The organism is Mobilicoccus caccae, from assembly GCF_030161635.1.
GTDB lineage: Bacteria > Actinomycetota > Actinomycetes > Actinomycetales > Dermatophilaceae > Mobilicoccus > Mobilicoccus caccae.
The window spans coordinates 1,392,295-1,412,387 of the sequence record NZ_BSUO01000001.1; the positions used below are offsets into that span (position 1 = coordinate 1,392,295).

The 20,093-nt window shown below is 70.8% G+C and carries 19 protein-coding genes, 2 tRNA genes and 3 pseudogenes; 16 read left to right on the forward strand and 8 right to left on the reverse strand.

Annotated features, from left to right (window positions below; translation table 11 throughout):
• Nucleotides 1-114: 114 nt before the first annotated feature.
• Complete coding sequence (locus tag QQK49_RS06655; RefSeq protein WP_284303257.1) at nucleotides 115-1,095, forward strand: hypothetical protein; 981 nt, start codon at nucleotides 115-117, stop codon at nucleotides 1,093-1,095.
• Nucleotides 1,096-1,137: 42 nt separating this feature from the next.
• Nucleotides 1,138-2,943, forward strand: a complete 1,806-nt coding sequence (gene leuA, locus QQK49_RS06660) for a 2-isopropylmalate synthase (RefSeq protein WP_284303258.1) — start codon at nucleotides 1,138-1,140, stop codon at nucleotides 2,941-2,943.
• 13 nt (nucleotides 2,944-2,956) lie between these two features.
• Here the strand turns inward: leuA and QQK49_RS06665 are convergent, their stop codons facing one another.
• Entirely contained in the window at nucleotides 2,957-3,598 is a 642-nt protein-coding gene (locus QQK49_RS06665; protein WP_284303259.1) for an alpha-ketoglutarate-dependent dioxygenase AlkB, read from the reverse strand.
• 87 nt (nucleotides 3,599-3,685) lie between these two features.
• On the opposite strand from QQK49_RS06665, the gene QQK49_RS06670 reads away from it, so the two are divergent.
• From QQK49_RS06670 to QQK49_RS06685, 4 genes are all read left to right on the forward strand, one after another.
• Nucleotides 3,686-4,411 (forward strand): LmeA family phospholipid-binding protein, encoded by a 726-nt coding sequence (locus tag QQK49_RS06670; RefSeq protein WP_284303260.1) that lies wholly within the window; start codon nucleotides 3,686-3,688, stop codon nucleotides 4,409-4,411.
• 81 nt (nucleotides 4,412-4,492) lie between these two features.
• Nucleotides 4,493-5,443, forward strand: a complete 951-nt coding sequence (locus tag QQK49_RS06675; protein ID WP_284303261.1) for an FAD-dependent oxidoreductase — start codon at nucleotides 4,493-4,495, stop codon at nucleotides 5,441-5,443.
• Between the two features lie 82 nt (nucleotides 5,444-5,525).
• The gene (gene recO, locus QQK49_RS06680; protein WP_284303262.1) at nucleotides 5,526-6,254 is read left to right on the forward strand and encodes a DNA repair protein RecO; all 729 of its coding nucleotides are present in this window, start codon (nucleotides 5,526-5,528) and stop codon (nucleotides 6,252-6,254) included.
• Between the two features lie 30 nt (nucleotides 6,255-6,284).
• On the forward strand, nucleotides 6,285-7,073 hold the full coding sequence (locus QQK49_RS06685) for an isoprenyl transferase (protein ID WP_284303263.1): 789 nt from the start codon (nucleotides 6,285-6,287) through the stop codon (nucleotides 7,071-7,073).
• Between the two features lie 246 nt (nucleotides 7,074-7,319).
• Here QQK49_RS06685 and QQK49_RS06690 read toward each other — a convergent pair whose 3' ends face one another.
• Nucleotides 7,320-8,528 carry a methyl-accepting chemotaxis protein gene (locus tag QQK49_RS06690; protein WP_284303264.1) on the reverse strand — a complete coding sequence of 403 codons (1,209 nt, stop codon included), beginning with the start codon at nucleotides 8,526-8,528 and terminating at the stop codon, nucleotides 7,320-7,322.
• Nucleotides 8,529-8,588: 60 nt separating this feature from the next.
• The gene (locus QQK49_RS06695; protein WP_284303265.1) at nucleotides 8,589-8,774 is read right to left on the reverse strand and encodes a hypothetical protein; all 186 of its coding nucleotides are present in this window, start codon (nucleotides 8,772-8,774) and stop codon (nucleotides 8,589-8,591) included.
• Nucleotides 8,775-8,962: 188 nt separating this feature from the next.
• On the opposite strand from QQK49_RS06695, the pseudogene argG reads away from it, so the two are divergent.
• A pseudogene (argG, locus tag QQK49_RS06700) lies at nucleotides 8,963-10,407 on the forward strand (argininosuccinate synthase).
• A gap of 184 nt (nucleotides 10,408-10,591) precedes the next feature.
• On the opposite strand, the gene QQK49_RS06705 reads toward argG, so the two are convergent.
• Nucleotides 10,592-10,861 (reverse strand): hypothetical protein, encoded by a 270-nt coding sequence (locus tag QQK49_RS06705; RefSeq protein WP_284303266.1) that lies wholly within the window; start codon nucleotides 10,859-10,861, stop codon nucleotides 10,592-10,594.
• A 137-nt stretch (nucleotides 10,862-10,998) separates the two neighbouring features.
• On the opposite strand from QQK49_RS06705, the pseudogene dusB reads away from it, so the two are divergent.
• Nucleotides 10,999-12,209: pseudogene (gene dusB, locus QQK49_RS06710) on the forward strand (tRNA dihydrouridine synthase DusB).
• 13 nt (nucleotides 12,210-12,222) lie between these two features.
• On the opposite strand, the gene QQK49_RS06715 reads toward dusB, so the two are convergent.
• Nucleotides 12,223-12,870, reverse strand: coding sequence for a sulfurtransferase (locus QQK49_RS06715; RefSeq protein WP_284303267.1), 648 nt, complete (start codon nucleotides 12,868-12,870; stop codon nucleotides 12,223-12,225).
• Nucleotides 12,871-13,327: 457 nt separating this feature from the next.
• On the opposite strand from QQK49_RS06715, the gene QQK49_RS23180 reads away from it, so the two are divergent.
• The 7 genes and pseudogenes from QQK49_RS23180 (at nucleotide 13,328) to QQK49_RS06740 (ending at nucleotide 17,286) form a co-directional block, all read left to right on the forward strand.
• Nucleotides 13,328-13,564 carry an HD domain-containing protein gene (locus QQK49_RS23180; RefSeq protein ID WP_431310575.1) on the forward strand — a complete coding sequence of 79 codons (237 nt, stop codon included), beginning with the start codon at nucleotides 13,328-13,330 and terminating at the stop codon, nucleotides 13,562-13,564.
• A pseudogene (locus QQK49_RS06720) lies at nucleotides 13,510-14,790 on the forward strand (CHC2 zinc finger domain-containing protein); the annotation flags it as partial. The gene QQK49_RS23180 and the pseudogene QQK49_RS06720, both read left to right, overlap by 55 nt.
• A 146-nt stretch (nucleotides 14,791-14,936) precedes the next feature.
• Nucleotides 14,937-15,158 (forward strand): hypothetical protein, encoded by a 222-nt coding sequence (locus QQK49_RS22665; RefSeq protein WP_348536116.1) that lies wholly within the window; start codon nucleotides 14,937-14,939, stop codon nucleotides 15,156-15,158.
• Complete coding sequence (locus tag QQK49_RS06725) at nucleotides 15,155-16,456, forward strand: DNA primase (RefSeq protein ID WP_348536117.1); 1,302 nt, start codon at nucleotides 15,155-15,157, stop codon at nucleotides 16,454-16,456. Before QQK49_RS22665 ends, QQK49_RS06725 begins: the two co-directional genes overlap by 4 nt.
• The gene (locus QQK49_RS06730; RefSeq protein WP_284303268.1) at nucleotides 16,456-16,980 is read left to right on the forward strand and encodes a hypothetical protein; all 525 of its coding nucleotides are present in this window, start codon (nucleotides 16,456-16,458) and stop codon (nucleotides 16,978-16,980) included. Before QQK49_RS06725 ends, QQK49_RS06730 begins: the two co-directional genes overlap by 1 nt.
• A gap of 115 nt (nucleotides 16,981-17,095) precedes the next feature.
• A tRNA-Asn gene (locus tag QQK49_RS06735) sits at nucleotides 17,096-17,168 on the forward strand.
• Between the two features lie 44 nt (nucleotides 17,169-17,212).
• Nucleotides 17,213-17,286: transfer RNA gene (locus tag QQK49_RS06740), tRNA-Ile, on the forward strand.
• Here QQK49_RS06740 and QQK49_RS06745 read toward each other — a convergent pair.
• Genes QQK49_RS06745 through QQK49_RS06755 form a run of 3 tightly spaced genes read right to left on the reverse strand, consistent with a single transcriptional unit; the run spans nucleotide 17,268 to nucleotide 19,366 of the window.
• Nucleotides 17,268-18,239 carry an alpha/beta fold hydrolase gene (locus tag QQK49_RS06745; protein WP_284303269.1) on the reverse strand — a complete coding sequence of 324 codons (972 nt, stop codon included), beginning with the start codon at nucleotides 18,237-18,239 and terminating at the stop codon, nucleotides 17,268-17,270. The two genes, QQK49_RS06740 and QQK49_RS06745, sit on opposite strands and share 19 nt — an antisense overlap.
• 30 nt (nucleotides 18,240-18,269) lie before the next feature.
• On the reverse strand, nucleotides 18,270-18,746 hold the full coding sequence (locus tag QQK49_RS06750; protein WP_284303270.1) for a hypothetical protein: 477 nt from the start codon (nucleotides 18,744-18,746) through the stop codon (nucleotides 18,270-18,272).
• Nucleotides 18,743-19,366, reverse strand: a complete 624-nt coding sequence (locus QQK49_RS06755; RefSeq protein ID WP_284303271.1) for a hypothetical protein — start codon at nucleotides 19,364-19,366, stop codon at nucleotides 18,743-18,745. The genes QQK49_RS06750 and QQK49_RS06755 overlap by 4 nt, the downstream gene beginning before the upstream one ends.
• Here QQK49_RS06755 and QQK49_RS06760 point away from each other — a divergent pair.
• A complete protein-coding gene (locus QQK49_RS06760) occupies nucleotides 19,359-20,012 on the forward strand; it encodes a hypothetical protein (protein ID WP_284303272.1) in 654 nt (217 codons plus the stop codon). The genes QQK49_RS06755 and QQK49_RS06760 overlap by 8 nt on opposite strands.
• Nucleotides 20,013-20,093: the final 81 nt, after the last annotated feature.

Sequence of the window (20,093 nt, forward strand, 5' to 3'; positions counted from 1 at the left end):
AGTCGAGCCGCGCAGGTGAAGAATGCGGACACCACGCAGCTGCTGCGAGGCTTCGTGACGGGCCGGGCACACCTGCTCGGCGGGCCGTCACGGCGACGACGGAAGGACCTTCACGTGAACGCTGGCCATGGCACGCAGACCAAGGATCTGCTCGAGGCCTCCCTCGACGAGGCGCTCACTCTGCTCGACGTGGACCGGCGTGCCTGGATCGTCGGGGTCGCGCACCTGTCCGACCTCCCCCTCGACCACCCCGTGCCGGACCTGAACACCATCGGCGCCGTCTTCGGATGGGCCCGGGAGCAGGGGCTGTTCCCCACCGGTGCCCTCAACTACGTGGCGGATGCCGACGCGACGCTGCTGGCCAAGGACATCGTCACGATGACCTTCCGGCACAAGGACTCCGACGGCGGCGACTTCCTCGAGGTCATGGTCGGCTTCGGGGCGGCGGGTTTCGTCGCCCTCGGGATGACGCGGACGGGCAACCTGGGTCGCGAGCGTGGCCGGCCGGCCGACGTCCTCGTGACCGACGTGGAGGCGGCGTGTCTCGACCTCGGGGTCATCGGAACCCTCACGGCCCAGATGCTCGGGTACACCGGCCCCATCGACATGGGCCTCTCGCTGAGCGATCAGATCCCCGGACGACCGCTGTGCCTACGCTCCTTCGACGAGGCGGGTGAGCTGCGTCCGCCCAGCACCGAACCCACCCCGTCCATCCGCATCGTCAGAGCGCGGTTCACGGCCGGCGACGAGGCGAGTGTCCGGTTCGGCGCCGTCTACGAGATGTTGCTGGAGGCCATCGCCCCGTTCGGCGTGACCGGTCCGGAGTTCGTCACCGATGCCCGCAGCGCGATCGACTACGACGTGGTCGAGGGGCAGTACACCCTGCCCGCCGGAGCTCAGGGCGACGCGGGCCTGATCCGGGGGCTATCGGCGTTTCGTGGCCCCGGTCACATCGCCGCCTGCACCCGTGGTTATGATCGTCGACATGTCTTGCGTGATCCTCGGCCCTCGACCGGTCGAGCTTCTCCTTCGTCGCCGCGGCGGGGCCTCCTGACAGGCCTTCCCCGTCGCGGAGTGCTGCGCTGCCGGGCCTGACACCTTCAGCCGCGACGAGACGAAGAGACCAGGAGCCCCTAGATGAAAGCCTTCTACGCCCAGGACAACCAGAAGCCCTCGGGCATGCCGATCGGCAAGTACGTCCCCTTCCACGAGCAGATCCCCATCGACCTGCCCGACCGCACCTGGCCGCACCAGAAGATCACGAAGGCACCCCGCTGGTGTGCCGTCGACCTGCGTGACGGCAACCAGGCGCTGATCGATCCCATGAACGCCGAGCGCAAGCTGCGCATGTTCCAGCTGCTCGTGCGCATGGGGTACAAGGAGATCGAGGTCGGGTTCCCGAGCGCGAGCCAGACCGACTTCGACTTCTGTCGCCTGCTCATCGACGAGGGGCACATCCCCGACGACGTGACGATCCAGGTCCTCACCCAGGCCCGTGACCACCTGATCGAGCGCACCTACGACGCCATCGCGGGGTCCAAGCAGGCGATCGTGCACCTGTACAACTCGACGTCGGTGCTGCAGCGTCGGGTCGTCTTCGACAAGGACCAGGACGGGATCCTCGACATCGCCGTCCAGGGCGCCAAGTTGTGCAAGAAGCTCGAGGAGGCGATCCCCGAGACGCACATCACCTACGAGTACTCGCCGGAGTCGTTCACGGGCACCGAGCTCGAGTTCGCCGTGCGGGTGTGCAACGAGGTGGCCGAGGTCTTCGAGCCCACCCCGGACGACCCGATGATCATCAACCTGCCGGCGACGGTGGAGATGGCCACGCCCAACGTCTACGCCGACTCGATCGAGTGGATGTGCCGGCACCTGACGCGGCGCGACTCGATGATCGTGTCGCTGCACCCGCACAACGACCGTGGCACCGGCGTGGCCGCGGCCGAGCTGGGCTACATGGCCGGCGCCGACCGCATCGAGGGATGCCTGTTCGGCAACGGGGAGCGCACGGGCAACGTCTGCCTGGTCACGCTGGGCCTCAACCTGTTCGGTCAGGGCGTCGACCCGATGATCGACTTCTCGAACATCGACGAGATCCGCCGCACGGTGGAGCACTGCAACCAGTTGCCCGTGCACGAGCGTCACCCCTACGGCGGAGACCTCGTCTTCACGGCGTTCTCCGGCTCGCATCAGGACGCCATCAAGAAGGGCTTCGACGACATGGATCGTCAGAGCCGCGAGACGGGCAGGCCGATCGACGAACTCGTCTGGGGCGTACCGTATCTGCCCATCGACCCGCACGACCTGGGCCGCTCCTACGAAGCGGTGGTGCGGGTCAACAGCCAGTCCGGCAAGGGTGGCGTCGCCTACCTCATGCGCAACGAGCACCAGCTCGACCTGCCGCGGCGTCTGCAGATCGAGCTCTCGGGGGTCGTGCAGAAGCGCACCGACACCGAGGGCGGCGAGCTCGGTGCGGGTGCCCTGTGGGAGGTCTTCAGCGACGAGTACCTGCCGGGCACCGGTGAGGCCGAGAAGGCCTGGGGTCGGTTCACGCCGCTGAGCGCGCGCAGCGTGAGCGAGTCCGACGGCCGCGACCACATCTGGGCGACGGTGCTCGACGGTGACCGTGAGGTGGAGATCGAGGGTACGGGTAACGGGCCCATCGCCGCGTTCATCGAGGGTCTGTCGAGGCACGGCATCGACGTGCGGGTGCTCGACTACGCCGAGCACGCGATGACCTCCGGTGAGGACTCACGGGCGGCCGCCTACGTCGAGTGCGCCATCGGTGAGCGGGTCCTGTGGGGCGTCGGCGTGCACAACTCGATCGTGCGCGCCTCGATCTCGGCGATCCTCTCGGCCGTCAACCGGGCCGAGCGCGACCGCGCCGCGATGCCCGTCGACACCGAGACGCGGATCAGTCGTCCCGGCGGAGGTCCCTGACCGCCGCTGCAGGTCACCGCACGTCGTGCGGGCGGAACTGCACGCTGATCCGGGGTCCGAGCGCGCCGGAGACCTTGGGCACCGCGTGCTGCCAGGTGCGTTGGCAGGAGCCGCCCATGACGACGAGGTCGCCGTGGCCGACGACGAACCGCAGCGTGCCGCCCGTGTGCTCGCGCCGGGCCGTCTCGGAGGTGGGTCGCAGGAGCAGCGGGCGTGGCGCGCCGAGGGAGACGATGGCGACCATCGTGTCCTGCGTCGCCGAGCGTCCGAAGGTGTCGCCGTGCCAGGCCACGGAGTCGCGGCCGTCGCGGTACAGGCACAGGCCCGCGGTGGTGAACCGTTCGCCGAGCTCGGCCGCGTAATGGCGGTCGAGCTCGGTGCGGGCGGCCCCCAGGATCGGGTGGGGCAGCGGTTCGTGCTCGCCGTAGAACCGGAGGAGGCGTGGGGTGTCGACCTCGCGGTCGTACATCCGCCGGCGTTCGGCCTGCCACGGCACGGACTCGCGCAGTGCGGCGAACACCTCGTCGGCGCCGGTCATCCACCCCGGGCGGACGTCGACCCACGCCCCGTCGCTCAGCGGGGTGCGCCGGTTCGCCGACAACGACCGCAGACCGATCTCCTCGATATCGTCGAGCAACGACCCCTGGGTGTACATGTGTACGAGTCTCGCACATGCGTACGGTCCGGAGAAGGGTGCGGTCGCGTCGTCCGGCCGCCGGTTCCGGGATGGGATAGTGGTGGAGTGAGGAGTCCGCAGGAGGTCAGCGCCGCGCGCGGTGGATCTCAGGGCTGCCTGGTGCGAGCACTGGCCGTCATCGGAGCTGTGGCTCTCGTGGCGGTGCTCGTCGGGGCGGTCTGGGCGGTCTTCTTCTTCCGGGGCGAGGGTTCGGAGCCGCCGGTCGTGGCGCCGACGACCGCACCGGTCACCCCCTCAGCGGCCCCCGAGGACCCGTCCGCGTCGCCGCCCGGCGACCTCGCCGGTGAGGACGCGTGGCTCCCCGAGATCGATCTGGCGAGCGAACGGCTGGTCACTCAGGGCCTCGACCTGCGCGACGTGCGTGTCCAGGCCACGGGTGCGCGCACCACCGCGGACGGCGCGATGCGTTTCGCCCACCTCGAGGTCGACGGTGTCGTCACCTACGCCTCCGTCGAGCAGCAGGTGGGTGACGGACTCCGGCTGTCGCCCGCGGGGGACGGCCTGGTGCGCGCGGCCATGCAGGTCTCCGTCCTCGGACGCACGATGGAGGTCTCGGGCGACGCGCAGGTCCGCGGCGAGGGCGACCGCATCGTCATCGACCTCGCCAGAGTTACCGGCGCCGGGGCTCTCGACGGTGCCATCGAACGTCTGCCCCCGATCAGCAGGCCGGTACCCGGGCTCCCGCCGGGGATGACGCTCACCGGGGTCGAGGTCATCGACGAGGGGTTTCGAGTGCGGGCCACCGGGGACGACGTGACGATCCGCCCCTGAGCGCCTCGGCGGTCCATCACCCCTGCGCGCCGAGGGAGCGTGCGAGCCACGCGCCGAGGCGGTTCGGGTAAGACTGTGCCCATGGAACGGGTCATCGTCGTAGGCGCGGGAGTCATCGGTCTGACGTGCGCGGTACGCCTTCTGGAGGCGGGGCACGAGGTCGACATCCTCGCGCGTGATCTTCCCGAGGAGACCACCTCCGCCGTCTCGGCCGCGCTCTGGTACCCCTATCGGGCGGCCCCGGAGGCGCGCGTCGCCGCCTGGGGCGGTGCGGCCTTCGAGGCCTTCGCCCGCATCGCCGAGGAGAACACGAGCGCCGGGGTGAGGATGCGCAGGGGCGTGGAACTGCTCGGCCACGACGCGGTCGTCCCGGGGTGGACCGGTGCCGTCCGCGAGTTCGCGCGGCTCACCGACGTGCCTTCGCCGTACGTCTCCGGGTGGCGGTTCACCACGCCGGTGGCCGACATGTCGGTCTACCTGCCGTGGCTGCGCGCGCGGGTGGACGAGCTCGGCGGCACCGTCACCCGCATGGCCCTCGGGCATCTCCCGCGGCCGGAGAAGGGGGTCGTCGTCAACGCCTCCGGTCTCGGCGCCCGGCGTCTGGCCGACGACTCCTCCGTCACACCGTTGCGGGGCCAGGTGGTGCTCGTCGAGCAGTTCGGGCTGGAGCAGTGGTCGCTGGAGGACTCCGTCCCGACCTACGTCGTGCCTCGGGAGCGGACCGTGGTCGTCGGCGGGACGGCGGAGGAAGGGGAGTGGTCCACCCAGCCCGAGAAGGATCGCGCTCGCGGGCTCCTCGACCGTGCCCACGACCTGCTGCTGCGCACCGGCGACCCCGCGACGGCCGATCGGCTCCGCCGCGCCGAGATCGTGGGACACCGGGTCGGGTTGCGGCCGGCGCGCCCGCAGGTGCGGCTGGAGGAGGAGCACCTCGACGGCGTCCGGGTCGTGCACTGTTACGGCCACGGTGGCGCGGGGATGACCCTCTCGTGGGGATGCGCCGACGAGGTCGTCACGCTGGTCGGCGGCTGAGCGCGCTCACGGGCCGGCGCCACCCGCGCCCGGTGCTGCGTGGCTCGCGCGAGCGCCGCCGGGCAGGGGGCACAATGGCGGGGTGCCCCTCTATCGCGACGCCGCCATCGTGCTGCGGACCCAGAAGCTGGGGGAGGCCGACCGCATCATCACCCTGCTGACCCGTGGTCGCGGACTCGTGCGCGCCGTGGGCAAGGGCGTGCGGCGCACCCGCAGCAAGTTCGGTGCCCGCCTCGAACCGGGCATGGTCATCGACGCGCAGCTCTACGAGGGGCGCAGCCTCGACACGGTGACGCAGGTCGACGTCCTCGCGCCCTACGGCGAACAGATCACGCACGACTACGTGGCGTGGACCTCCATGGTGGCCATGCTGGAGACCGCGGAGCGACTGACCGAGGGGCAGGATTCCGGCTCCTCGCAGTTCACGCTGCTCGCGGGCGCGCTCGCGAGTCTGGCTGCGCGCGATCACGATCCCGGTCTCGTGCTCGACGCCTACCTGTTGCGGGCCGTGGCCACCGCCGGCTGGGCGCCGAGCTTTCGCGACTGCGCCCGGTGCGGTGAGGCCGGACCCCACCGCGCGTTCAACCTCGCCTCCGGCGGCTGCGTGTGCCCGAGCTGCCGGGCCCCCGGTTCGGTCGCGCCCGCGCCCGCGACGTTCGTCCTCCTCGGGGCGCTGCTCGAGGGCGATTGGGCCCTGGCCGACGCCAGCGAACCGCAGCATCGGCGCGAGGGCAGTGGTCTGGTGACGGCGTTCCTGCAGTGGCACCTCGAGCGGGGTGTGCGTTCGCTGCGCCTGGTGGAGCGCACCTGACCGGGCGCGCGTGGGCGTTAGGCTCGGCGGGTGTCGAGCACGTATGAGGACCCGTTCCCCCACCCCACCGGCGCCACGCCGCCGCAGATCCCGGCGGCGGTGATCCCCCGGCACGTGGCGATCGTCATGGACGGCAACGGGCGGTGGGCCAACCAGCGCGGGCTGGCGCGCACCAAGGGTCATGAGGCCGGGGAGGGCGCGCTCCTCGACGTCGTCGCCGGAGCGATCGAGGCGGGGGTGAAGAACCTCTCGGCGTACGCGTTCTCGACGGAGAACTGGAAGCGGTCGCCGGCCGAGGTGAAGTTCCTCATGGGCTTCAACCGCGACGTCATCCGGCGCCGCCGGGATCAACTGAACGCCTGGGGCGTGCGGATGCGGTGGGTCGGCCGGCGCCCGCGGTTGTGGCGCTCGGTCATCGACGAACTCGAGATCGCCCAGGACATGACCCGGGACAACGACCGTCTCACGCTGTACTTCTGCGTCAACTACGGCGGTCGGGCCGAGATCGGCGACGCGGCGCGGGCCATCGCCGAGGACGTCGCGGCCGGGCGGCTCAAGCCGGGGTCGGTCGACGAGTCGACGGTCGCCCGGTACATGCCCGAACCCGGCATGCCCGACGTGGACCTGTTCGTGCGCAGTTCGGGCGAGCAACGCACCAGCAACTTCCTGCTGTGGCAGAGCGCCTATGCCGAGATGGTCTTCCTCGACACCCTCTGGCCCGACTTCGACCGCCGACACCTGTGGCAGGCGATCGAGACCTACGCGCGGCGCGACCGTCGCTACGGGGGCGCCGTCGACGCCGCCACGTCCGCCGAGTAGGGCCAGCCCTACCTGCTGTCGGTCTCCGTTGCCCTGATCGAACCAGGACGTGATCCCCGTGAGGCCGGGATGCTGCGCCCGCTGCGTCGCTGGGCCCGCGGCGCCGACCAGAACGCCCAGTCCTGGCTCGACCATCTCGTCACCGGGTACTGGAAGCGGAACGTCAGCGGGTTCGACGAGGACTGAGCGCGCACAGAACTGCGGTGGGGCCGCGTCGACGACGCGGCCCCACCGCAGATCTGTGACTCAGTAGTGGAAGTCCGCGACCAACGCCCGCAGGTCCTCGGCGCGCTGGGACACGCCGTGGGCGGAGGAGTTCGCGTCCTCGCTGGAGCGCTGCGTCGTGGTGTACCCCTCGACGGACAGGGCGATGGTGCGGGCGATCCGATCCGCGCGGGAGGCGACGTCCTCGACGTTGCGACCCATCTCGTTGGTCGTGGCTGTCTGCTCCTCGACGGCCGAGGCGATCGTGCTCTGGGTGTCGTTGATCTGGGCGATGATCGAGGAGATCTCGCTGATGGCGGCCACGGCGGCCTCGGTGTCGGCCTGGATGGCGTCGACGCGGTGGGCGATGTCCTCGGTGGCCTTGGAGGTCTCCTGAGCGAGGTCTTTCACTTCGTTGGCGACGACGGCGAAGCCCTTGCCGGCCTCGCCCGCACGAGCGGCCTCGATGGTCGCGTTGAGGGCCAGGAGGTTGGTCTGCTCGGCGATGCTCGTGATCGTCTTGACGACGTTGCCGATCTCGAGGCTGGACTCACCGAGCTTGGCCACGGTGGAGTTGGTGCGGTCGGCGACCTGCACGGCCGAGGCGGCGACCCCGGCGGCGTCGTTGGCGCTCTTGGCGATCTCGCGAATGCTGGCGGTCATCTCCTCGGTACCGGCCGAGACGGTCTGGACGTTGCGCGACATCTCGTCGGCGTCGTCGTGGATGTTCTTGGCGCGCGTGACGCCCTCCTGCGCCTCGGTCCGCATCCGGTCGGAGATGTCCCGCACGGCGCCGGCGGAGCTCTCGACGTGGTTCGTCGCCTCGCCGACCGAGCCGAGGACCCGGCGCATCGCAGCCCGGCTCGCCTCGGCGGCCTGGGTGATCTCGCCGATCTCGTCGTTCGTCGTCTGCTTGGCCTCGACCGTGAGGTCGCCACGGCCCATGGCCAGCAGCGACTCCCGCACCTCGCGCACCGAACGCAGGATGCTCCGGGCGGTGAGTAGGGCCAGCGCGGCGATGGCGAGGGAGGCCAGCGTGGCGATGCCGAGGATGATCCAGATGGTGCGGTCGGCGTCGCCCTGGACGTCGGTGGCGCTCGTGGCGAGCCGCTCCTGGACGGAGGTGCGCAGCTTGTCACCCGCGCCGATGACGGCGAGGTAGTGGTCGTACATCTCGTCGCCCTGCTGCACCGCGGCCTGGGGCGGCTGCAGGCGCGTGTCCCAGCCGTAGGCGAGCTGCCAGGCGGACATGTCGGCGACGTTGTACTGGAACGTGGCGACGGCGTCGGAGGCCTTCTGCAGCTCGTTGGACTAGACGAAGCGGTCCTTGGCGGTGGACATCGCGAAGCCGGACCACAGCCCGATGAGGAGTGCCCCGATGAGGCCGACGGCTCCGACCGCCAAGATCTTTCCGCGGATTCCGAGACCGCGGCGGGAGGGCGTGGAGTCGACGAGGTCGTCGTTCCGGCTACCGCTCTGAGTGATGAGCTGGTCCATGTCAACCTTTCGGGTGTCGCCGGGAGAATGCCCGGCACGACGGTGCACCTCCTCATCGGCGAATCCCCCGGACCGGGGAGCTTTCCGGGGTGGCGAATCGTCCGATGAATGCCCGGAAGAGTCCGGGAATGGCGTCCGCCATTCGGACTCGATGCATGATCATGCATCGGCGTGCATAGGGTGAGGCCATGTCTAAGGTCCTCACCAGCCTCCCCTCCGGCGACAAGGTCGGCATCGCCTTCTCAGGCGGTCTCGACACCTCGGTGGCCGTGGCCTGGATGCGCGAGAACGGCGCCATCCCGTGCACGTACACCGCCGACCTCGGTCAGTACGACGAGTCCGACATCGCCTCCGTCCCCGACCGTGCCAAGCAGTACGGCGCCGAGATCGCGCGCATGGTCGACTGCCGACGAGCCCTGGTCGAGGAGGGGTTCGTCGCCCTCGCCTGCGGCGCCTTCCACCTGCGTTCGGGCGGCAAGACCTACTTCAACACCACCCCCTCGGTCGCGCCGTCACCGGCACCCTGCTCATCCGGGCGATGATGGAGGACGACGTCCAGATCTGGGGCGACGGCTCCACGTTCAAGGGCAACGACATCGAGCGGTTCTACCGGTACGGGCTGCTCACCAACCCACGCCTGCGCATCTACAAGCCATGGCTCGACGAGGACTTCGTCTCCCAGCTCGGCGGACGCACCGAGATGAGCCAGTGGCTCTCCGAACGCGACCTGCCCTACCGCGACAGCAAGGAGAAGGCGTACTCCACCGACGCCAACATCTGGGGCGCGACCCACGAGGCGAAGTCCCTCGAGCACCTCGACACCGGCATCGAGATCGTCGACCCCATCATGGGTGTCCGGTTCTGGGACCCCGAGGTCGACATCGCCACCGAAGAGGTCAGCGTCTCCTTCGAGTACGGCCGGCCCGTCGCCATCAACGGCGTGCGGTACGAACAGGACCCCGTCGCCCTCGTCTTCGAGGCCAACCGCATCGGCGGACGCCACGGGCTCGGCATGGCCGACCAGATCGAGAACCGCGTCATCGAGGCCAAGAGCCGCGGCATCTACGAAGCCCCCGGCATGATGCTGCTGTTCATCGCCTACGAACGGCTCCTCAACGCCATCCAGAACGAGGACACCCTCGCCAGCTACCACACCCAGGGCCGCCGCCTCGGCCGGCTGCTGTACGAAGGTCGTTGGCTCGAGCCGCAGTCCCTCATGCTCCGGGAGTCCCTGCAGCGGTGGGTCAGCACCTCCGTCACCGGCACGGTGACCCTGCGCCTGCGCCGCGGCGACGACTACTCCATCCTCGACACCCAGGGTGAGAACTTCAGCTACCACCCCGACAAGCTGTCCATGGAACGCACCCAGGGCGCCGCCTTCGGACCCACCGACCGCATCGGCCAACTCACCATGCGCAACCTCGACATCGCCGACTCCCGCAGCCGCCTCGAACAGTACGTCGGCATGGGCATGCTCGGCACCGTCGAAGAAGAACACCAGATCGGCCGCGCCTCCACCCACCTCGTCGGCGCCCTCGAACCCGGCGGCGCCACCGAGATCGCCACCTCCGTCAAACCCGACGCCGAAGAACTCGCCCTCGACCTCGCCGCCATGGAAGCGGGGAATGACTGACGCCGGCCTTCGGCCGGAGAACTGCGTGGTCGCGGCTCGCCGCGGCGACCTGATGTTCCGCACAACCCAAGCTCGCTTCGCTCGCGGGTTGCGCGGCGAAATCCCGGATATGTGACTTCGTCGACAGATCCGGGATTTCGGGTCGTGTGGCAGGTCAGGGGACCCGAGGTGGTCGGGCCTCGGCTCAGCTGGGGGCTAGTCGGACTACCGCCGCGGCGGTCACGAGGACCAGCACGGCCAGTCGCAGGAGGCGTTCGGTGGCGGGGATGTCCGGCCACATGAGGGCGAGCATGCCCGCCAGCACCAGGATCGCCGCGCCCAGCAGGACCATCCCCACCGGCCCACCCACGACGAGACCGACGACGATCGCGGCGACCAACACCGCAGCAGTCACCTTGGCGGGCACCCTGAACAGGTGATTGATGAGGGTCTCGCGAGTCGTGGGATCGGTCACCGGGCCAGCCTAATGGGGGCGGCCGCCGGGCCGGCGGCCGCAGTGGCGAACCCTGCTCCTCGAGCGAGCCCGGTGCCCCGCCGAGGGCGTCGGCGACGGTGCAGCGGCATGAAGCGCCCGTGGGAGAATGGTCGATCATGACCACGATCACCGCACCTGTCGTCGCGACGCGGGCCGTGCTGCCGCCGTTGCAGCTGGGGTCCGTGACGGTACCCACACCTGTCGTCCTCGCGCCGATGGCCGGGATCACCAACCGCGCCTTCCGGCGGCTCTGTCGTGAGTTCGGTGAGGCTGCGGGCGTCGGTGATGCGGGGCGCTGCCTGTACGTCAGCGAGATGATCACCTCCCGGGCGCTGGTGGAGCGGACGCCGGAGTCGATGCGGCTCATCCGGCACGACGAGGACGAGAATCCCCGCAGCGTGCAGTTGTACGGCGTGGACCCCGCGACGGTGCGGGCGGCGGTGCGGCTGCTCGTGACCGAGGACCGCGCCGACCACATCGACCTCAACTTCGGGTGCCCGGTGCCCAAGGTGACGCGCAAGGGCGGCGGTTCCGCCCTGCCGTGGAAGACGGACCTGTTCCGGGGGATCGTCGCCGGTGCGGTCGCCGAGGCCGCGCCCTACGACGTCCCGGTCACCGTCAAGATGCGCAAGGGCATCGACGACGACCACCTGACCTACCTCGACGCGGGTCGCATCGCCCGGGACTGCGGCGTGGCCGCGGTCGCCCTCCACGGGCGGACGGCGTCGCAGTCCTACTCCGGGCAGGCCGACTGGGACGCGATCGCGCGACTGCGCGAGACACTCCCGGACGTGCCGGTCCTGGGCAACGGAGACATCTGGTCCGCCGAGGACGCGCTCGACATGATCCGCCGCACGGGATGCGACGGTGTCGTCGTCGGACGCGGATGCCTCGGGCGGCCGTGGCTGTTCGCCGACCTGGTGTCGGCCTTCTCCGGGGGCGACGCCCGCACCTGCCCCGCCCTCGGGGAGGTCGGAGCGACGCTGCGCCGTCACGCCGGCTACCTCACGGAGTTCTACGACGGCGACGAGAACCGCGCCTGCCGCGACATCCGCAAGCACATCGCCTGGTACCTCAAGGGATTTCCCGCCGGCCACGACATCCGGCACCGGCTGGCCCTCGTCGACGCCCTGGACGACATCGACGCCCTCGTCGCCTCGCTGCCCGCCGACGCGCCGTGGCCGGGTGCCCCCGCCGAGGGGCCGCGAGGCCGGGCCGGGTCGCCGCGACAGGTCGCGCTGCCCGAAGGGTGGTTGACCACCCGCGAACTCACGGGGAGTCGGCCCGCATCGTCGCGCAGGCCGAACTCTCGGTCTCCGGCGGCTGATCACGCCGGTGCGTCAGGAGTGGCTGTGCTCTCCGGTGACGACGGGCCGCTGGGGGTCGCTGATCCAGTCCGACCACGAGCCGATGTAGACGGGCGTCCCCTCGCCGAGACCCGCGACCGCGATCGCCAGCGACACGTGTGAGGCCTGGACGCCGGAGCCGCAGTACGTGGCCACCGGGCGCTCGCCGTCGACACCGGCCTCAAGGAGCACCCGACGCAACTGCTCGACGGGCAGGAAGCAGCCGTTCTCGTCGGTGAGGGAGCGCGCAGGCAGGTTGACGGCGCCGGGGATGTGGCCGACGACCGGGTCGATGATCTCGTTCTCGCCGCGGTAGCGGTCCGCGGGGCGGCAGTCGAGCAGCAGGCCCTGCTCGGCGAACATGCGCGCCTCGTCGGCACCGAGGACCCGGCTGTTGCCGCGACGAACCGAGAAGTCACCCTCCTCCACCAGGCGGATACCTGACTCGAGCGGGTACCGCTGGGCGCGCCACTGCGCGAGGCCGCCGTCGAGGACCTGCACGTCGTACTTGCCGAAGTGACGCAGCATCCACCAGCAGCGGGCGGCGGCCAGGGAGCCGCTGTCGTCGTAACAGACCACGGCCCGGTCGTTGTCGACGCCGCACTCGGCCATGTCGAGTTCGAAGTCGTCGACGGTCGGCATCGGGTGACGCCCCCGCCACCGTCGGGGCGGGACCCACCGGCGAGATCGCGCTTGAGGTCGACGAACACGGCGCCCGGCAGGTGTCCTTGCAGGTAGGCGTCGTAACCGTCGTCCGCGCCGAGCGACCAGCGGACGTCGAGGAGCAGAGGGGCCTCCCCGGGCCGGCTCCTGAGCAGGTCGTGCAGCTCACTCGGAGAGATCAGGGGATGAGGGTCCATGAGTCCGACCTTACGAAGTCCGCGGGGCGTGTGCGCACACGAATCGGAGTGCCGACGATGCGTGAGTTGAGGCAGGACTCTACAGTGCCCACGTGACCGGATACGAACGCTGGGATCGGGCCAGGTGGGTGGCCGAGGACCCCGCCCGAAAGAACGCGCACCGGTCCGACTTCGCCCGCGACCGTGCGCGATTGCTGCATTCGTCCGCGTTGCGGCGGCTCAGCGCGAAGACCCAGGTCATGGCCCCGAGCAGCGACGATTTCGTGCGCAACCGGTTGACCCATTCCCTCGAGGTCGCCCAGATCGGACGGGAGCTGGGGGCGGCCCTCGGCTGCGACGCCGACCTGGTCGACACGGCCTGCCTTGCCCACGATCTGGGACACCCCCGTTCGGGCACAACGGCGAGGCGGTGCTCGCGAAGGTGTGCGCCGGGATCGGTGGCTTCGAGGGAAACGCCCAGACCCTGCGTCTGCTGACCAGGTTGGAGGCCAAACGCTTTCGCCCCGAGGGCCGTTCGGCCGGGTTGAACCTGACGAGGGCCAGCCTGGACGCGGCCACGAAGTACCCCTGGATCGCCGGCACCGGACCGGCAGGGACGTCCAAGTTCGGTGCGTACGAGGACGACCGGGAGGTGTTCGCCTGGATCCGCGAGGGCGTCGACGGCGACCGGCGATGCCTCGAGGCCCAGGTCATGGACTGGGCCGACGACGTCGGTTACTCGGTGCACGACGTCGAGGACGCGGTGGCCGCGGGGCGGCTCGACCTCCGGGTGCTGTCCGACCCGCGCAGCCTCGAGCCGGTGCTCGCCGTGGCGACCCGGTTGTACGCCCGCGATCTGGAGGAGTCCGACCTCGCCGAGGCGGGCGCGAGGCTCATGGCGACCGGGCTGATGGTCGAGCGCAGCGACGGCAGCCGCACAGCCCTGGCCGCGCTCAAGGACATGACGAGCATGCTCATCGGCCGCTTCGTGCGAGCCGCCGAAGAGGCGACACGTGAGCGCTTCGGCGACGGGCGACTCACGCGGTACGCCGCCGACCTCGTCGTCCCCACTCCGACCCGGGCCGAGTGCGCCCTCCTCAAGGCCCTGGCCGCCCATTTCGTCATGTTCACCCCCGAACGCCTCGCGAACATGGAGATCGAGCAGCGCATCCTCGCCGACCTGGTCGAGGTGGTCCGCTCCGACCCCGACTCCCATCTCGACCCGCTGCACCTGGCCGATCACCGCAGCGCGCAGGACGACGCGGGCCGGTTGCGCGCGATCGTCGACCAGGTCGCGAGCCTCACCGACGTGCGCGCCCACCTGCTGCACCGGCAGTGGTGTGCGCCGCCGGGGAGTCCTGAGGTCGCACGACGCGCCGGTCCACACCACGGGTGTGAAGGGCGGAGCATCCACCGTCGGTGCGGGGGCGACGGGATCGTTCGGCGGTCTCCTAGACTCGCGGTAAAGGAGGTGCCTGTGGCGGGACGCATCAACGCCGAGGACGTCGAGACCGTCAAGGACAAGTCGTCGATCGAAGCAGTCGTGCGCGAGCACGTCACGCTGACCCGGGCCGGCGCCGGGCGCCTCAAAGGTCTGTGTCCCTTCCACGACGAGAAGACCCCGTCGTTCACCGTGCGCCCCGCCGTGGGCCGGTGGCACTGCTTCGGCTGCAACGAGGGCGGCGACGTCATCTCCTTCGTGGAGCGGGTCGATCACCTCTCCTTCACCGAGGCCGTGGAGCGCCTGGCCGCCGCGGCCGGGGTCACGTTGCGGTACGAGGAGGGCGGGGGCCGCGCGAACCTGGCGCCGGTCGGCGAGGGCGTCTCGTCGAGGCCCACCGCGTCGCCGAGGAGTTCTACCACGACGCGTTGTTGCACTCACGCGATGCGCGGGTGGGGCGGGACTTCCTGCGAGAGCGGGGATTCGACGGCACCGCCGCGACGAGATTCGGGGTCGGGTACGCCCCGCGTGGTGGTGAGGAACTCGTGCGGCACCTGCGCTCCAAGGGGTTCACCGACGAGGAGATCACCCTCGGTGGCCTCGGGGGCAGGGCAGTCGCGGACTCTACGACCGGTTCCGCGGTCGGTTGATCTGGCCGATCCGCGACATCACGGGCGACACCGTCGGATTCGGCGCACGACGCGTGCACGACGACGACCGCATCGCCGCCAAGTACCTCAACACCGCCGAGACCCCGATCTACAAGAAGACGCGGCTGCTCTACGGCCTCGACCTGGCCAAGAAGGCGATCTCCACCGGCCGTCGGGCCGTGGTGGTCGAGGGGTACACCGACGTCATGGCGTGCCATCTGGCGGGCGTCGAGGCGGCGGTCGCCACGTGCGGGACGGCGTTCGGCTCCGACCACGTGTCGACGTTGCGGCGCATCCTGCGAGACGACTCCGCGGGTGGGGCCCGTACCGTGTTCACCTTCGACGGCGACAGCGCCGGTCAGAAGGCGGCGATGAAGGCCTTCGAGCTCGACCAGCGGTGGGCCTCCCAGTCCTACGTCGCCGTGGCCGCCGAGGGCATGGACCCCTGCGAGCTGCGGCAGCGCAACGGCGACGACGCCGTGCGGCAACTGGTGGACGACGCCGTTCCGATGTTCGAGTTCGCGATGCGCACCACGCTCGACCGGTTCGACCTCGACACCGCCGAGGGGCGGGTCGCGGGCATGAAGAACGTGGCCCGGATCATCGCCGAGATCCGCGATCCCGCGCTGCGGCCGGAGTACACCCGCACGGTCGCCGGCTGGATCGGTGTCGACGTCGAACAGATGCGCGACGTCGTCGCCCACGCACCCAAGGGGCTGCCCGAGATGGGCGGGCCGCCGTCTCGACGCCGGGCCGCAGAACCGGGCGCGGAGTCCATGGCGGAGAACGTCGACTCGACCATGCTCCCGGCTCCGGACCTGCGTGATCCGGTCGTCCTGCTCGGGCACCTCTTCCTGCAGGTGCTCATCCAGTTCCCGCGCTCGATCGCCCCCGAGGACCTGTACCGGGTCGAGGAGGAGGCGTTCCGTTCCCCGGCGCACCGTGCGGTGTACGTCGGTACGCTCACCGCGCTGGTCGGGGGCTCGGCCGAGCGGCCGCAGGACTGGATCGACGCGATCATCGATGCGTGCCCGATGCCGGTGGATCAGTTGGTGGGGCGGCTGGCGATGGAGCCGATCAAGGCGCGTGTCGACCCGCAGAGCGGCGAGCCGGACAAGCGGTACGTCGACGATCTGCTCACCCGCATGTGGGAGGCGCCGCTGCAGGCGAGGATCGCCGACGTCGCGAGTTCGTTGCGCCGGGCCGAGCAGCAGGATCCGGGCCGGGTCACCGAGATCGCCGTCGAACTCAACGCACTGCAGCGAGAACTGGCCGATCTGAGGAGACGGGGCGACTGATGGCGTGGTGGAGGAAGAACAAGCAGGGCCCGGCCGGTGAGGCCGAGGTCGTCACGCGCGCGCTGGAGTCGGGCGGTGATCGGGTGCTGGCCGCCGCGTCGGACTCGATCACCGGGCGGGTGGTCGTCGCTGCGCTGCACGACCTGCTCACCGTCACGCGTGACGCGGAGATCATCTCCCGACGGCGGTGGCTCGAGGTCGACGCCGGCAGTTGGGAGGACTCGACGGGGACCATCTCGGTGACGTGGGTCGACGGGTCTCGTGGGACGCAGTGGACGTTCGGCGCGGACCAGTACCGGTTCGCCGAGGCGTTCCGCGACCGTGTCGAGGCGAGCCGCGTCGTCGACGCCCCGGTCATGGACGGAGACCGCAGCCTGGGCCGCGCGGCGGTGCGCAAGGACCTGCGCACGGGTGAGCTCGTGCCCCAGCTCATGGTGGATCGGCGGGTGCGCCGCGACGACGTGGAGGCGCGGCGCATGGGCGAGGAGGTCCTCGCCGAACTCCGCGAACAGGTGGGCATCTGACCCGGCTCGACGCGCCCGGCGAGGCTTGCATACGTCGAGGTGGGGTCGCTGCTGGTGTGTCGCCCCGGCGGTTTCGTCGCCGACGACGTTTTTTGCTACATTGGCGGAGCGCCATTCCCCTGTAGCTCAACTGGCAGAGCATTCGGCTGTTAACCGGAGGGTTGTTGGTTCGAGTCCAACCGGGGGAGCGATCGACGGCCCCGACCAGCAGGTCGGGGCCGTCAGCGCATCCGGGCCTGTAGCTCAGTCGGTCAGAGCAGCGGACTCATAATCCGTCGGTCGTGGGTTCAAGCCCCACCGGGCCCACCGTTGCGGTCTGCCTCCACGGCCGGTCTGGGTGTGACGCCGCAGGTGTCGAGGATGATCGCGGCGACCTCGTTGTGTCGGGTGTAGTGGGGGTACTCGCCGGCGTCGAGGGCACGCACGCTGACCGGCGGGTGTTCCACGGCGAGGTCACGCTCCCGCCTCGCGTGTTCCTGATCGAGACCGTCGGCCAGTTGGACGATGAGCACCGGGACGTCGATGCGCCGGTACAAGGACTGATCCGGAAAGTGGCGATCGCCGACCTTCATCGACACCATCGTCGTGATCGTGGACGGCAGCGGCATGTTGACCCAGCCGTCGCCGTCGGGTGCGGGCCTGATCGAGTACCGCACCTCCTCCCGCAAACCCTTGAAACCCACGACACGCCAATCGGTTCCGAGCCTGGCGATCATGCGGTCGACGAGGGTCTCGGCCTCCTTGGTCGGGTGGCCGCGGAAGCCGAAGAAGAAGCGCGTCCGCAGCATCTCCGCGAACTGGGACGAGGCGTAGAAGGCGATGTCGTCCTCGGCGCTCTCCTGGGTGCGCACGCAGGCGCCGCCCAACGTGACGATGCCGGCGATCTCACCGGGCGCCTCCAGCGACGCCGCGAGACACGCGTGGGAACCCAGGCCGAGGCCGACGAGGAGCGGGGCCGACAGCCCCAGCTGCCGGACGACGGCGAGGATGCTGCCCCAGCTGTCCGCGGCGGTACGTGGGGTGCTCGTCGACTTCCCGTGACCAGGGAGATCGATGGCGTAGGCGTGCACGTCGCCACCGAGGGACGCCGCGACGGTGTCCCAGGCGGCCGCGCAGAAGCCTGGGCCGTGGACGAGTAGGACGGACGGGCCGGTGCCGCCGTAGTCGCGGACGACGACCGCGCCGTTGCGGTAGGAGACCTCGTGCTCACGGATCATCACGTTCGCCCCTTCGACGAACGCCGGTCGGACCTGACGCATTTCGGACATCTCCGGTCGCCACGACCACCCTCACTCCGCCCACAGACGCCGGTAGGCACTCAGGGTGCGGGCCTCGACGTCCTCACTCACGGAGACGGTGTCGTAGGCCAGGGTCGACGTCCGTGCGGCGAGGTCGAGCCAGTCGGCCATCTGCCGGACCCGATCGGGGGTCGTTCCGGCGTCGAGGGGCCAATGCACGGCGAGTCGCCTCTCCTGGGAACGGGCCCACCCCGCCCAGTCCGCGAGGCCACCCGCTCCGGCGACCTCGGCAGCCCACGACGAGGACCGTCCGGCCTCGACACCGACGATGTCGACAGCCTCCGCACCGGGCCACAGGGCGGCGATGCGCGCCGGATCGACGGTGCCGGAGACGCTCCACTCGACGGCGACCCCGGGCGTCTGCCGCACGGCCGCGGAGGCGCGCCGAAAGGCCGCGACCGCCTGCTGCGGGTCGGCGTCACCCGGCACGAGGATCCGGACGACGGAGGCGCGGCGTTCGCGGCTCACCTGGCGGCCGAGTTCGGACCATGCGGCATCGTGACGTCCCCCGCGACGGCGTCGAGAGGCGCCCGCTGCACGTTCAACGGCACCGACCACACCGTCTGACGGCCCTGCCGCCCGACCAGGTCGAACGCCGCGTTGGCCGAGGTGAGCTCGTCCCACCGGCGACCCGGGAGGACGACCTCGACCACGTCGCGGGGGACGACCATCGCCCCCTCCGCGCGGGTCAGCCGATCGGTGGGGACCCGCGCCCCCGACGCCCACTGCGGAACGGCCGACCGCGACCGATCACCGAAGTCACGCGGCTTCGAGCGCTCGTCGTCACGCGGGGGATGACGGTCGATGACGGGTCCGGTGATCTCGGTCGGGTCCGGCGACTCCGTGCGCACCGTGGGCGGCGGTGCTTCCGCAGCGTCGGGGAGGGACGCGCTGGGCGACACCTGTCCGGTCGGTGAGGTGGAGGACTGCGACGTGGGGGCCAGGGTGGGTGCCGGTGTCGGCGCCGTGGTGGAGGGGGACGGACTCGGAACGGCGGTCGTCGGCGGCGCCGCGGTCGGGGTGGTCGCGTCGGGGAGACGTTCGTGACTCGTCGCCGGCGGTGAGGGATGGGCAGATCGCGTGGACATGGGATCCGGTGGTGTGGTCGGGGTCGGCACCGTCCGGGTGCGCGTCGTCGGGACGTGGCCCGGCGTCCGAGGCGGGGCGGACTGCTCGGCCGGGCTGTGCGGCGGTGGTGTCGAGGTGGCGGTGGGACGGGACGCCTCGGGGGAGGCGGCGGAGCTCGGGGGGCGAAGGTCGGGCGCGTCGGAGGTGGGGGCGGCGGTGACCGTCGCCGGGCCTGGTGCACCCGTCGGCGCGTCGACGCGTGGCCCCCGGGGCGTACCGACGGCGCGGTCCGTCGGCCCGGTCGTCGATGTGGGCGTCGGGGAGTTCGGTCTCGAGTTCGGTGTGGAGGAGTTCGGCGTGGGTGCGGCCGAGGTCGTCGTGGCCGGGGTCGGAACGTCGGCCGGGGTCGATCGGGCGGGCATCTCGGGGGTCGTGGGCGTGGGGGGTCCCGCCGGTGTGGGGGCTGCGGTCGGTGGGTGGGTGACGGCGGGTGGCGTCCACGGAGACCCGGCGGGGGAGGAGGCCGGAGGTTGCGCGTGGATGCGGGGATCGGCCGGCGCGCCGACCGCGATGGTCACCGCCCGGTCGAGGCGGACCGGCACGAGGACCTGCACCGTCGTCGGCGTCCGCCCGGCCGAGCTGGCTTCGTCCGGCCGTTCGTCCTGACGGTCCTGGGGCGCGGTCCGCAGGTGGGGTTGCACCTCCGGCGTGGCCTGCGGTGGCGACGTCTCGGCGACGGTCCCCAAC

Coding starts and splice junctions, on each gene's coding strand:
- leuA (WP_284303258.1), top strand. CDS start 1,138: ATGAAAGCCTTCTACGCCCAGGACAACCAGAAGCCCTCGGGCATGCCG.
- QQK49_RS06665 (WP_284303259.1), bottom strand. CDS start 3,598: ATGTACACCCAGGGGTCGTTGCTCGACGATATCGAGGAGATCGGTCTG.
- QQK49_RS06675 (WP_284303261.1), top strand. CDS start 4,493: ATGGAACGGGTCATCGTCGTAGGCGCGGGAGTCATCGGTCTGACGTGC.
- QQK49_RS06690 (WP_284303264.1), bottom strand. CDS start 8,528: ATGTCCGCCTGGCAGCTCGCCTACGGCTGGGACACGCGCCTGCAGCCG.
- QQK49_RS06695 (WP_284303265.1), bottom strand. CDS start 8,774: ATGGACCAGCTCATCACTCAGAGCGGTAGCCGGAACGACGACCTCGTC.
- QQK49_RS06715 (WP_284303267.1), bottom strand. CDS start 12,870: ATGCCGACCGTCGACGACTTCGAACTCGACATGGCCGAGTGCGGCGTC.
- QQK49_RS23180 (WP_431310575.1), top strand. CDS start 13,328: ATGGCCCCGAGCAGCGACGATTTCGTGCGCAACCGGTTGACCCATTCC.
- QQK49_RS06730 (WP_284303268.1), top strand. CDS start 16,456: ATGGCGTGGTGGAGGAAGAACAAGCAGGGCCCGGCCGGTGAGGCCGAG.
- QQK49_RS06745 (WP_284303269.1), bottom strand. CDS start 18,239: ATGCGTCAGGTCCGACCGGCGTTCGTCGAAGGGGCGAACGTGATGATC.
- QQK49_RS06755 (WP_284303271.1), bottom strand. CDS start 19,366: ATGTCCACGCGATCTGCCCATCCCTCACCGCCGGCGACGAGTCACGAA.